Annotated in this window: 13 protein-coding genes; 11 read left to right on the plus strand and 2 right to left on the minus strand. The window is 49.6% G+C overall.

Annotated features, from left to right (window positions below):
• Window positions 1-246: 246 nt before the first annotated feature.
• Window positions 247-639 (plus strand): YeeE/YedE family protein, encoded by a 393-nt coding sequence (locus tag ACQY6I_RS12390; protein WP_428241798.1) that lies wholly within the window; start codon window positions 247-249, stop codon window positions 637-639.
• A 14-nt stretch (window positions 640-653) separates the two neighbouring features.
• Window positions 654-1,109, plus strand: a complete 456-nt coding sequence (locus ACQY6I_RS12395) for a DUF6691 family protein (protein WP_428241799.1) — start codon at window positions 654-656, stop codon at window positions 1,107-1,109.
• Between the two features lie 6 nt (window positions 1,110-1,115).
• On the opposite strand, the gene ACQY6I_RS12400 is transcribed toward ACQY6I_RS12395, so the two are convergent.
• Together ACQY6I_RS12400 and ACQY6I_RS12405 are read right to left on the minus strand one after the other, a co-directional pair.
• Window positions 1,116-3,044 carry a methyl-accepting chemotaxis protein gene (locus ACQY6I_RS12400; RefSeq protein WP_428241800.1) on the minus strand — a complete coding sequence of 643 codons (1,929 nt, stop codon included), beginning with the start codon at window positions 3,042-3,044 and terminating at the stop codon, window positions 1,116-1,118.
• A 163-nt stretch (window positions 3,045-3,207) separates the two neighbouring features.
• Entirely contained in the window at window positions 3,208-3,366 is a 159-nt protein-coding gene (locus tag ACQY6I_RS12405; protein ID WP_428241801.1) for a hypothetical protein, read from the minus strand.
• Between the two features lie 986 nt (window positions 3,367-4,352).
• Between ACQY6I_RS12405 and selD the strand changes: the two genes are divergently transcribed.
• The 9 genes from selD (at window position 4,353) to ACQY6I_RS12450 (ending at window position 12,299) form a co-directional block, all read left to right on the plus strand.
• A complete protein-coding gene (gene selD, locus ACQY6I_RS12410) occupies window positions 4,353-5,381 on the plus strand; it encodes a selenide, water dikinase SelD (RefSeq protein ID WP_428241948.1) in 1,029 nt (342 codons plus the stop codon).
• The gene (gene mnmH / locus ACQY6I_RS12415; RefSeq protein ID WP_428241802.1) at window positions 5,378-6,469 is read left to right on the plus strand and encodes a tRNA 2-selenouridine(34) synthase MnmH; all 1,092 of its coding nucleotides are present in this window, start codon (window positions 5,378-5,380) and stop codon (window positions 6,467-6,469) included. The genes selD and mnmH overlap by 4 nt, the downstream gene beginning before the upstream one ends.
• 10 nt (window positions 6,470-6,479) lie before the next feature.
• The gene (locus ACQY6I_RS12420; protein WP_428241803.1) at window positions 6,480-7,340 is read left to right on the plus strand and encodes a putative selenate ABC transporter substrate-binding protein; all 861 of its coding nucleotides are present in this window, start codon (window positions 6,480-6,482) and stop codon (window positions 7,338-7,340) included.
• A gap of 13 nt (window positions 7,341-7,353) precedes the next feature.
• The gene (locus ACQY6I_RS12425; protein ID WP_428241804.1) at window positions 7,354-8,028 is read left to right on the plus strand and encodes an ATP-binding cassette domain-containing protein; all 675 of its coding nucleotides are present in this window, start codon (window positions 7,354-7,356) and stop codon (window positions 8,026-8,028) included.
• Entirely contained in the window at window positions 8,012-9,517 is a 1,506-nt protein-coding gene (locus ACQY6I_RS12430) for a PhnE/PtxC family ABC transporter permease (protein WP_428241805.1), read from the plus strand. The genes ACQY6I_RS12425 and ACQY6I_RS12430 overlap by 17 nt, the downstream gene beginning before the upstream one ends.
• Before the next feature lie 603 nt (window positions 9,518-10,120).
• Window positions 10,121-10,528, plus strand: a complete 408-nt coding sequence (locus ACQY6I_RS12435) for a YeeE/YedE family protein (RefSeq protein WP_428241806.1) — start codon at window positions 10,121-10,123, stop codon at window positions 10,526-10,528.
• Window positions 10,525-10,959, plus strand: a complete 435-nt coding sequence (locus ACQY6I_RS12440; protein WP_428241807.1) for a DUF6691 family protein — start codon at window positions 10,525-10,527, stop codon at window positions 10,957-10,959. The genes ACQY6I_RS12435 and ACQY6I_RS12440 overlap by 4 nt, the downstream gene beginning before the upstream one ends.
• Window positions 10,960-11,129: 170 nt before the next feature.
• On the plus strand, window positions 11,130-11,981 hold the full coding sequence (locus tag ACQY6I_RS12445) for an SIR2 family protein (protein WP_428241808.1): 852 nt from the start codon (window positions 11,130-11,132) through the stop codon (window positions 11,979-11,981).
• Window positions 11,982-12,044: 63 nt separating this feature from the next.
• Window positions 12,045-12,299, plus strand: coding sequence for a hypothetical protein (locus tag ACQY6I_RS12450; protein ID WP_428241809.1), 255 nt, complete (start codon window positions 12,045-12,047; stop codon window positions 12,297-12,299).
• Window positions 12,300-12,314: the final 15 nt, after the last annotated feature.

The following is a 12,314-nucleotide window of genomic DNA, read 5'->3' on the forward strand; positions in this document are numbered from 1 at the left end:
TACTCGCTGCGTGGAATCCGACCCAGATAGGTTTTTGAGTATCACCGCATCTACGTTCAAAGTCTTACCAGACAACCGCCCGCGAAAAAATTATCAAGCTAAGAAAACATACATCCGAATGCTCCCCCCCTTCTGTCAGCACACTCCCAACTAATGAAGGATGGAAGTTATTTCGCGCGTGTGAAAACATCTCAACTATTATTTAGATTTATCTAATATAAATTGTAATCTACGGAACAATCAAAAATGATCAACGAAATGCTAGGTGGTTCATTAATAGGTATATCCGCTGCGCTACTATGGCTCGGTATTGGCCGGATCAGCGGTGTGAGTGGCATGGTCTCCTCATCATTTACATTGCATATGCCGCGTTATCATTGGGTTATCTGGTTTTTGATCGGCATTATCATAGCTAACCCTGTCTACCGGTTTTCAGGTGGTCAAGTTAACATTCAAATGAACGACAATATTCTGATTCTGTTGTGTGCAGGTCTATTGGTTGGTGCCGGTGCATACATCGGCAATGGTTGTACCAGTGGTCACAGTATCTGCGGTGTTGGCCGGTTATCCGGCAGATCCATCGTTTCAACCATTGTCTTTATAGTAACGGGAATGATAACTGTTGCTATCACAGGTTAGAGGAGAAATTACGAATGACACACACGGACAAACTGTTTGCCAGGGTTTCAATTTCATTGATCAGTGGCGTTGTGTTCGGTCTTGGTCTGCTGATCTCCGGCATGAACAACCCCAGCAAGATTCGTGGTTTTCTGGATATTATGGGACCATGGCAGCCACAGCTGATTGCCGTGATGATTCCAGCAGTGTTGATCTTTGGGTTCGCTTTTCGATATAGCCGAACATTAAATTCTCCCTGGCTGCATGACGTTTTCCATTTGCCCAGTCTGACCGGAGTTTCACTCAGGCTGCTGGCCGGTGCGACACTATTTGGAGTTGGTTGGGGTTTGATAGGACTTTGTCCAGGTCCGGTATTGGTGGACCTGGCAAGTTTTCAATGGCCAGTGTACGGTTTTCTGGTTGCTATGATAGCGGGTAATCGCCTGGCCCATTATTTGATCGGCCCGGCGAAACAAGGCAAAAAACCGTGATAATCATCAGAGTCTAAAGCGACCCACAAGACTGCGCAGTTCATCGGCCTGAGCAAACAGCTGACCGATATTGTCTGATGCATTGGCCGTATGTCGCAGAGTAGTATTACTCACCTCCACGATGTGTTCGAAATTGCGGCTCAACTCTACTGCAGTCGCTCCCTGTTGTTCTGTGGCGGCCGCGATTTGCAGGTTCATGCCTTCTATATTGTCTATAGCAACCGAAATGGCCTGCAACGCCTCATGTGCAGCTTCTGCTTCTTCAACACTTTGTCTGGAGCGCTCCGAACTGGTATGCATGACACTGACGGCACGGGAGATACGTTCCTGCAGCGCTTCAACGGTTTGCTGGATCTGCTGCGTGGATTCATGAGTGCGCCCCGCCAATTGCCGAACTTCATCAGACACCACAGCAAAACCGCGACCGGCATTACCCGCACGGGCAGCTTCAATGGCCGCATTGAGCGCCAGTAGATTGGTTTGCTCAGCGATGCCGCGAATCACTTCCATCACCTGACCGATCTGTTGACCTGACTGTTGCAATGCCGATACTTCATCCGCACTGCTGCGAATCAATTCTGCCTGTTCAATGATGACCTCCCGTACCCGGCCAACCCTCATTGAGCCTTCTCGTGCCTGTGTATTACCTTCCTGCGCGGCAGTCGAAGCCGTCTGTGCGTGAGATGCCACTTCACGAACAGTGCTTTCCATCTCATTCATGGCGGCGGCAATCTGATCCACTTCGGATTGTTGTTTATGTACGTTGTCTGACATGTCATTGCGACCAGTCTGCAACCGTGCGGCGCTGTCATTCAATTGATCGCAGGTCCTCACAACCTGCAGCATTAATTGATGAATACAATTGGCAAACTGATTAAAACCGTCTGCAAGCTGCGCCAGTTCATCGTTACCTTCCACCGGCAGTCGTTGAGTCAAATCACCTTCACCCTCGGCAATATCCTTCAACATATTGGCCACCCGCCGAATCGGTTTGACAATCATCCCCGAGATCCCAATCAATACGATCACCAGCGCAATAAATGCCAGAACCATCAATGTGATAGTGTTTCGCAGAATAGTGTAGGTTGTTTTAGTAAAATTTTTGGCTGGCACGGACAAACCGATCACCCATCCTGGGCTGGCTTTGATTGGAGAAAAAATCATGACGAATTTTTCACCATCTGGACGCCAATAACTGCCAACGCCACTACGACCACTGAGAACTTCCCGACTCAGCACCGTCATGCCATGAAACCCATTTTTATCACCTTGAGTAATATTCAGCTTCATGCGCATCGTCTTATCAGGATGCGCAACCGCAACACCACTGGCATCAACGACCCATCCAAATTCACCGCCCCCGGAACTGTCAGCCAGTTGATTAGCGACATTGGACAGTTCATCCAGTGTCAGGGCGACAGCCAGTATACCAACAGTACGGTTACGCTCTATCACTGGCACTGCAATTACCGCTACGCCATGGCCGGTAGCTCTGGAAATCATTGGCTGGGAAATAATACCCTTACGACTACGACTACTTATCAGCTTCTGAAAATACTCGCGATCACTCAAATCCAAACGTGTGGCGCTTTTTTGCGTGACAGCCTCACCATCTGCATTGGCAAAAAACAAAACGTCAATGGCTGGATCATTGAGCATATAACGCTTCAACCAATTTGACCGTTCTTCATCGGACATCGGCTGCCGGAGAGATTCATTGTTGGCCAGACTGGTGAGCCATTCCATATAACCGGTAAGCCAGCGGGATATTTCTGACGCTCGAGATTCCACATTATTGCTCGTAGCACTTTCATGCATATGAGTCAGCGAAGAATCCAGCTGAAATCCAATGATCGCTGTTAAAATGCCAAATGTCAGTATTATGGGAACAATGACTCCAAACATTAATTTGTGCGAGAGAGTCAGATGCTTCATTCATTACTCCTGTGTTAAAAGGTCAAAATCCCCCCATCATCAGACAGCGTCATAATGTTGGGTTATGCATTAGTTCGATGTACAAAAAACATCACATCATTCGATTATTTAAGAAAATCCTGAACAACAGCATTTTTCATACTGTGTGCGAGGTTTCTGCTGATCAGTATTCCCTCATCGATTTTTCAGCAATACCTATATTTGCAGGTTCTGACAAAGGTGCCACATTCAGCTCGCCTGAAAATTGCGAGAGCCAATCCATTTCATTTTTTCTAAAACCCGTAAAATTATCTTCGTATTCAAGATTTACAATAGGTTTCAAACATTATCCCAATCATAAATATTAGCCTCTGATGCCTCTGCAAATAATTGTTTTGGCACAGGACGTTATCAGGTCTACACCCTCTCCAATCCTCATCGATACCGGTAAACTGCGGTTTGCAAGCGGTGTTTCCTGGGCGGCATCAAAACCATAGCTATTTTTCGGTGACCCCTTAAATTTCCACACAATTGCTCAGGTATTTTGAAATTTCTGAAACCTTTTGAGCACAGTCTATTCCACTAGTTCAAAGCACGGAGTGTTCGAATAAAAGAGACATTATCCTGTGTGTATGCTGGAAATTTATAATTTATAAAGTACGGAAAACAATCGTCTTTTTAGATATTGAACAACATTTATAAAAATCAATAGCTCGTGACACATATTCATATTTTCACTGAAAATTTTCGTAACCGAATATTTACCAACAACATAAATCCGTCACTAAAACCGGCAAAAAAGCGTCATTTTTTCTAACCTTTAAAATTTCTAAACTAGCACAGATATCGCTATTGAAGCATACAGGTCGACGCAGTATTTACCGATTCAGGATTTCATAAAATCAATACAGGAATATCGAAAAACAGGAATATGGAAACGACACTGAATGATACTGACACGAACAGTGATGGTGACTGCCGGATCACGGCAATTGGTTTTTGAGCTTTCGAAATCACAGACAATCAATATGGCTTGCCCTTCTGAAGTGGCACGATGTCTCAACCTTGCCCCTGTCTGTATTGCAGCCATCACAGTAAATGCTCATCGCAGCCAAGTATGAGAAGCGACACATCACAAGCCCCGGCGGAAATACTGGTCACCCCTTATTCAAACAGATTATTTTGATCCATTTGAATAGTTAGGTCAGTATCGGTCTCCCCCTGCTGGACCGTCGCGGTACTCGCCATTGAGGGAAGCTGGCCGTATCATGCAGGTCTTTTTCATCCAGGCGGGAATTCACAGTGCAACAACAGACCCCTACATCCAGTATCAAATTGACAGAATACAGCCATGGTGCCGGCTGCGGCTGCAAGATTTCGCCCAAAATCCTCGACAGTATTCTGACCTCATCGTTATCGATCCCGGCAGATACCAAACTGCTCGTGGGTAACAACAGTAAAGACGATGCTGCAGCCTACGATCTGGGCAACGGCCAGGTGATTTTGAGCACCACGGACTTTTTTATGCCGATCGCAGATGATCCTTTTGATTTTGGCCGTATCGCCGCCACTAACGCCATCAGCGACATCTTTGCCATGGGTGGCAAGCCATTAATGGCCATCGCCATTTTGGGTTGGCCGGTCAATGTACTGGCGCCAGAAGTAGCACAACGCGTAGTGGACGGCGGCCGCCAGGCTTGTGCAGAAGCCGGAATTCTCTTGGCTGGTGGCCACAGTATTGATTCACCGGAACCTATTTTTGGCCTCGCCGTCACAGGCATCGTCGCCAAAGAGCAACTGAAACAGAACAACACAGCCACGCCCGGCTGCCAACTCTACCTGACCAAACCTCTGGGCGTAGGCATACTGACCACTGCCCAGAAACAGAAAAAACTGCGGCCAGAACATGAATTTATGGCCCGTGATGTCATGTGCATGATGAATTCAGTCGGCGCACAGGTATCGCAGTTGGATGGTGTGGAAGCCATTACCGATGTGACCGGTTTTGGTCTGATGGGTCACTTGCTGGAGGTATGCGAAGGTAGTGGTGTAAACGCAGTACTAAGGGAGAGCAGTATTCCCCTGTTAACACCCGTGCGGGAGTACATTGCACTTGGCTGTCTGCCCGGAGGCACCTTACGCAATTTTGATTCGTACGGTTACAAAATTGCGCCATTGTCTGATGAACAGCAGGCATTATTCTGCGACCCCCAGACCAGTGGCGGACTGTTGATCGCAGTTCAGCCTGAACAGGCTTCGGCGTTGGAAAAGCTGCTCACAGATGCCGGCGTATATGCTCAAAGTATTGGCGAACTGGTTAATGCTCGAGACGATTACCGCATTGAGGTTGTTGCATGAGTCGTCCGGATACTGATGACTACGCGGCTATTTTTCTGCACGACACTCCGATGATAGACACCCGTGCACCGGCAGAGTTTCTGAAAGGCGCCTTTCCACACACGGTTAGTCTGCCACTGATGACAGATAGCGAACGGGCCAAAGTCGGTACCTGCTACAAACAGGAAGGCCAACAAAAAGCGATTGAACTCGGGCATCAACTGGTCAGCGGCAAATTGAAAGAAGAACGAATTCAACGCTGGCTCGAATTCGCCCATGCTCATCCGGATGGCTACCTGTATTGCTGGCGGGGAGGCTTACGCAGCCAAATCGTCCAGCAGTGGCTGCAGCAGGCCGGCTGTGATTATCCGAGAATCAAAGGCGGTTATAAGGCGCTGCGACGATTTCTGATCGATACTCAGGAGCGTATTGTCAGCAATACTCGTTTTCGTATACTGGCCGGCCGTACCGGTTGTGCCAAGACCGATCTGCTGACGGCGGTTCCGGGGAGTATTGACCTTGAAGGTCTCGCTCATCACCGCGGCAGTACCTTTGGCAAACGCCCTGCCGGCCAACCGTCACAGATCGACTTTGAAAACCGCCTGGCAATTGCGCTGCTTCGGCAGAACCATAAATATCCGGGAGCCTCAATTCTGCTGGAAGACGAAAGCCGGCTCATCGGTCGCTGTGCCCTGCCGGAAACACTGCGCCGATGCATGGCGGAGGCACCGCTGATCATTGTCGAGAGAACGCTGGAACAACGGGTTGAACACAGTTTCCGCAACTATATCCTGAGTAAGCTGGCGGAATGGCAACAGGCCAAAGGGACTGAGGAAGGGTTTACTGCATTTGCCGAAGACCTGACCACGTCGCTGTTCAAAATTCGTCGCAGATTGGGCGGCTTGCGCTATCAACAGCTGAACGCTCTGCTGGAACAGGCACTGAAACAACAGCAACAGGGTGATGACTCACTGCACCGGGAGTGGATTCGCATACTACTGCGGGACTACTACGACCCCATGTACGATTATCAGTTGTCGCAAAAACAAGGACAGGTGGAATTCCGCGGAACCACCGAAGACATTCAAGAATATCTGTTAACTCACTAAGGTTTGTATTATGAAAAAACTGACCAGGCTGGTAACCACCCTGACCCTGCTGTGCACGGCTTTGACAACCGTTGCCGATACATTTGTATTTACCGCCATTCCGGATGAGGATGAATCCCGGCTGCAGCAACGCTTCAACAAAGTGGCTGACTATCTGGCAGGCGAACTGGGTGTGGAGGTGCAATACGTCCCGGTCAAATCCTATGCGGCAGCCATAACTGCATTCCGCAACAACCAGGTACAACTGGCCTGGTTCGGTGGTTTATCCGGAGTACAGGCCCGTCGTCTGGTACCCGGCTCAAGCGCCATTGCCCAGGGCTATGAAGATCAGTTTTTCAAAACCTATTTTATCGCCCATCACAGCACAGGGTTGCAGAAGACCGATCACCTGACGGACGCTCTGAAAGGCAAAACATTTACCTTTGGGTCGAAAGGCTCCACCTCAGGCCGGCTAATGCCCGAGTTCTATTTACACGAAGCATTTCAAGCGGCACCCGGGGATATTTTCGCCCGGGTCGGGTTTTCTGGTGACCACAGCCGCACCATCGCTCAGGTGCAGTCAGGTGCCTATCAGGTCGGTGCGGTTAACTATACGGTTTGGGAAAACGAACTGGCCGCCGGCAATATTGATCCCGACAAAGTCCAGGTGATCTGGGAAACACCAACCTACCCCGATTATCAATGGACCATACGCGGTGATGTAGACAACGCTTTTGGTGCCGACTTTACCGACAAAGTCCGTGAGGCGTTGCTGAATATGAAAGACCCCGATCTATTGGCCAGCTTCCCCCGGCAATCGTTCGTACCAGCCTCCAATGATGACTACGCACCGATAGAAACCACCGCCAAGGCCATTGGTCTGATTGATTGAGTATCACCGCCCGATGTTGCAGAACGTTCTCAGCACACCGTTGTTTTCTCTCACTCAGGCCAATCTGGACATAGGCAGAACCCGGGTTCTGCACAACATCAGTTTGACGGTTCATTCAGGTGAGAAAATTGTCCTGATCGGACCATCCGGGGCGGGTAAGTCGAGCCTGCTTGAGTGGTTGTATCAACAACAGGCCAGCCGTATTGCTTTGTGCCCACAAGCATCCGGACTGGTGGATAGCTTGTCGTCCTATCAGAATATTTTTATGGGCGGACTGGAACGACATGGTTCTTTTTATAACCTGTGGAATCTGATCAAACCCAGAATCGCTGACCGGCAGCAAATCACCAGCCTGGCCACAGACCTGGGCATCGCCGACCAGTTATGGAAATCCGTGGATCAACTCTCCGGCGGGCAACGGCAGCGGGTGGCCATCGGTCGGGCACTGTTTCGTCAGCAACCAATTTTTTTCGGTGATGAACCGGTCTCGGCACTGGATCCGGCCCAGAGCGAAATCATTCTGCGGCTACTCATGGACCGTCATCAGACATTACTGGTGAGCTTGCATAATCGTCGTCTGGCACTGGATCATTTCGATCGGGTTATCGCCCTCAAACGCGGCCGCATCCAATACGATGGTCCGGTTTCCGGATTAACATCTGAGGCACTGAATGAATTCTATGCCTGAGCGGATGACAGCCCCTCCCGCCAGTACCGGTAAACGTCTGCTCCGCCTCAGCCTGCTGTTGTTGGTCTCCGCAGTCTTATGCCTGCCCTGGGCAGATCTGCAACTTTACCCATCCGAACCCTGGCGGGAACTGGGTCGTATTGGCTGGGGATTTATCACTCCCTGGTGGCATGATCCGTCGACATTGATCAATGCCCTGGGCCAGACCATTGCCTTTGCACTGCTGGCGGTGGTATTGGCAGTACCAGCTGGTTTGCTGTTGGCTATGTACTGGCACTGCCGACTGCTACGCATCCTGGCAGCATCGATACGGGCTGTTCACGAGATCTTCTGGGGATTGTTGTTCATGCAGATCTGGGGATTGAGCGCCACCACTGGATTACTGGCGATTCTGGTACCTTATACCGGTGTGTTTGCCAAAGTCTTCGCAGAAATTTTCTCACGTCAAAACCGCCAGCCGGGACTGGCGATATCTCCAGATTCCCAGCGTCTGAGTCGCTATGCCTATACCTTGATTCCGCAGTCACTGACGGAGTTGTCTCATTATGTTCGCTATCGTTTCGAATGCGCCCTGCGCTCCAGCGCGATACTCGGCTTTATCGGTTTACCCACTCTGGGGTTCCATCTGGAAACCGCGTTTAAGCAAGGCAGTTATAGCGAGGCAGCAGCCCTGTTATGGCTGTTTTTTCTGTTGATCGCCACCATTCGCTGGTGCCTTCGGCCGATACTGATACCCCTCTATACCGTGGTGGCTCTGTGGTTACTACCGGCAATGCCCGCTACTCCCGATGGTCTCTTCTGGCGGTTTGTCTCTGAGGATATCTGGCCGCAATCACTCCAGCAGTTAAACTGGCAGGAAACCCTGCACTGGTACAGTTCTGTCTTCCGTCGTGAGGCCTGGCCGGCACTGCTGCAAACGCTGTTGTTGACACAACTGGCCCTGGTGCTTACCGGCATCCTCGCTCTGGTACTCTATCCTTTTGCCAGTCAGGCCATCGTCGGTAAAGGGCGGGCAGCCGGTCAATGTCTGTTATTAATCATGCGCTCCACACCGGAAATGATCTTTGCATTTATCTTCCTGCTGCTGTTTGGCCCATCAGGTTTGCCAGCGGTACTGGCGCTGGCGGTTCACAATGGTGGTCTGATCGGGTTTCTACTGACCGGTCATAGCGAAAAACAGCCTCATCGCGCCGATGATCCAACCGGACTCAACCGTTATTTGTATCTGCATACACCGCGACTGTATCCGGGGTTTCTGGCGTTTTTGTTGTACCGCTGGGAAGTGATTTTGCGCGAAAGTGCCATCATGGGCATTTTGGGGATTACCACGCTAGGGTTCTATATTGACTCCGCATTTGAGGAAATCCGCTATGACAAAGCTTTTTTTCTGATCCTCATAACCGCCCTGCTGAATGTGTTAGTGGATAGTATATCGAGACAGTTACGTCGGCGTGCAGGTGCAGAAAATATTGGCGACACCAGTTATTAGTGGAATCCCCCCAATAGTGTTCTGCACTCATCACTCATCATCGACAACCGCATAAAACCATTGATAAACCTTCTCTATGACGGTGAAACCAAAGAGCGGTTGGAGAGACAAATGATCTGTACCCAACCCGGCCATATGATCGAGCTCAATACGCTAAGGAACCATCTGAAAAATGGCCTGTTTTCGCGCAGGACGTTGTCAGCACCAGTCTCACCTCCTCATTGACACCGGTAAATTGCAGTGTTGCGAGTGGTGCTTCCTCGCCTGCATCAAAACTATTCCTATTTTTCAGAGGCCACTAACGTAGGGGCTCAAATAAAACGCATATTTAAATGGGCCGCCGAATTCACTTCTCAACTCTACGTTAAGTTCAGCAAACGGCGTCCCACTCTTCGAGAAGCCCTCGATACGCCCACCGCTTCGTTCCAGCTTTTGACAAAGGAATAACCATTGCCTGCGAGCTGCGCCTCGCTGTGAACATCTTGAGGTGCTTTGTTAATATAGGTTTTATTCAAGACACCACACTAACAATCTTCTGCTCTAACAATAGATATGCTTCTCCGGCTTCATTAGAATACGGCTTTTTTCCAGGTATTATTTTTTATGATAAGTGAACTAGTAGGCGGTACCCTGATTGGTACAGCTGCGGCACTGATATGGCTCGGCATTGGCCGGGTCAGCGGAATGACCGGCGTGATCTCATCGTTATTTAGCTTACAGATTTTCCGCTACCGCTGGACATTGTGGTTTCTGGCAGGAGTGATCATTGCCAACCCGCTGTATCGTCTCGCCGGTGGCCGGATATCCATTGACATGAATGACAGTCTGCCATTATGGCTAACCGCTGGCGTGCTGGTCGGATTCGGAACCTACATTGGCAACGGTTGTACCAGCGGACATGGGGTCTGTGGTATCGGTCGCTTATCCCCTCGTTCCATTGTATCAACGGTTACCTTTATCGCGACTGGCATGATCACAGTCACGTTGATGAATGGAGTTGCCGGCTCATGAAACTGAAATCGACCATCACAACTCTGATTCCGTTTTTCGGTGGGACGCTGTTCGGAGTCGGGCTGCTGATTTCCGGAATGAACAACCCCGCCAAGGTTCGTGGGTTTCTGGATATTCTGGGGGCCTGGCAACCAGCCCTGATTGCGGTTATGGCTTCGGCAGTCCTGATTTTCGGGCTGGCATTTCAGTTCAGTAAACGCCGGAAAACACCATGGTTCGGAGATATGTTTCATTTACCAAGCCTGAGTGATATTTCATTCCGACTGCTGGCAGGTGCTGTACTGTTTGGTATCGGCTGGGGATTGATTGGTCTGTGCCCTGGTCCGGCTCTGGTGGATCTGGCCAGTCTGCACTGGCCAGCCATTGGTTTTGTGGTTGCCATGATCACCGGAAATCGCCTGGCGCATTATCTGGTTGGCCCAGCCCGATAATATTTCCTGGTGAATGCCATTGTCGCATTCACCACATTGTGAAAGTCACGTCATAACGACAATCCCTCTGCTCCTTCAAAATTCGGGCTTTCATGCCGGTTCCGAACACTTTCCGGCTGGTCCGGAAATTGCCATACCCCTGTCTGAGAACATACTTTGGAGCACAGCTAATGGATATTCAACAACTTGAATGTTACCGGCAACAAATCGAACAGGGGCACCTGATTCCGTATATCGGCCCAGGTACTTTACGGGGAGTGATCAATCAGGATGACGGTTCGCCGATTCCCGCCGATAGCGATTCACTGATCCTGGCGATGAATAATGGCAGACCCATGGCACCAAAGCTGATGTACGAATTTCCGCGTGCGGCAATGAATCTCGAACTCAAGCGCGGGCGCAGTTTCGTGGAACGTTTTTTGACGCAAACCTATAGTGAAAAACAGTGGAGCCTGTCCACGCTGCATCAATGGCTGGCATCCCTCGAGGCCCCCTATATCATCGATATCAACCGCGATACCCAACTGCAAGACCTATATGCTGACCGCGAATATATTCTGGTGGTCGGTTGTGCCCGCATCAGTGGAACCCAGTATCGTTTTCAGATCTACCATCATTCACACGGTAACTATCAGGTTATCGAACAGCATCAGGTCAATCCCGATCTGCCGGTATTGTTTAAACCCATGGGAACACCGGTTCCTTCACCCAGTTATATCGCCTCTGATGCCGATTATGTGGATTACATTACTGAACTGATGGGAGGCTTTGCTATTCCGGCATTTCTGAAACTGCGCAGACAAAACAAGCAATATCTGTTACTGGGCATGCATTTGAATCGCGATACCGAGCGGATGGTCTTCAGCGACATTATTTATGGTGCAAACGAACAACAGGCCGGCTGGGCACTGATTGAAAATGCCAATGATAAGGAACGGCGCTTTTGTCGTAAAAAACAAATCGAAGTGATTGATCTCGAATACGGCCCAGAACAGGAAGCGGTTGAGGCAGTCTTCTCCTGATACTCCCATTGTCTGGAGAGGGCTTTCCGTCCTCTCCGAAGCCCTGATAGATAATCAACAGCCATGACAGAACTGAACCTTATTTCGCAGTTGGAAGAAAACCTCAAAGCATTCATCAAACTGATTCCGGTTGAACCGGTGTCCAGCCAGTGGCAATTGGAAGTGCAACTATTCTATGCCGGTGAATCGGCCGGAAAAACCAGTTTTAATCTCTATGGATATAACCAGGAAGAAGCGGAAGCTATTGCCCGAGGGGTTAAACAAAATTCTTTTTTGATGAAGGAAATTGACGAATATCTGTGGGGAGACAGTGATTAAGGTCCGGGATAAAGA

Origin of the sequence: Gynuella sp., from assembly GCF_050297175.1 — a bacterium.
GTDB lineage: Bacteria > Pseudomonadota > Gammaproteobacteria > Pseudomonadales > Natronospirillaceae > Gynuella.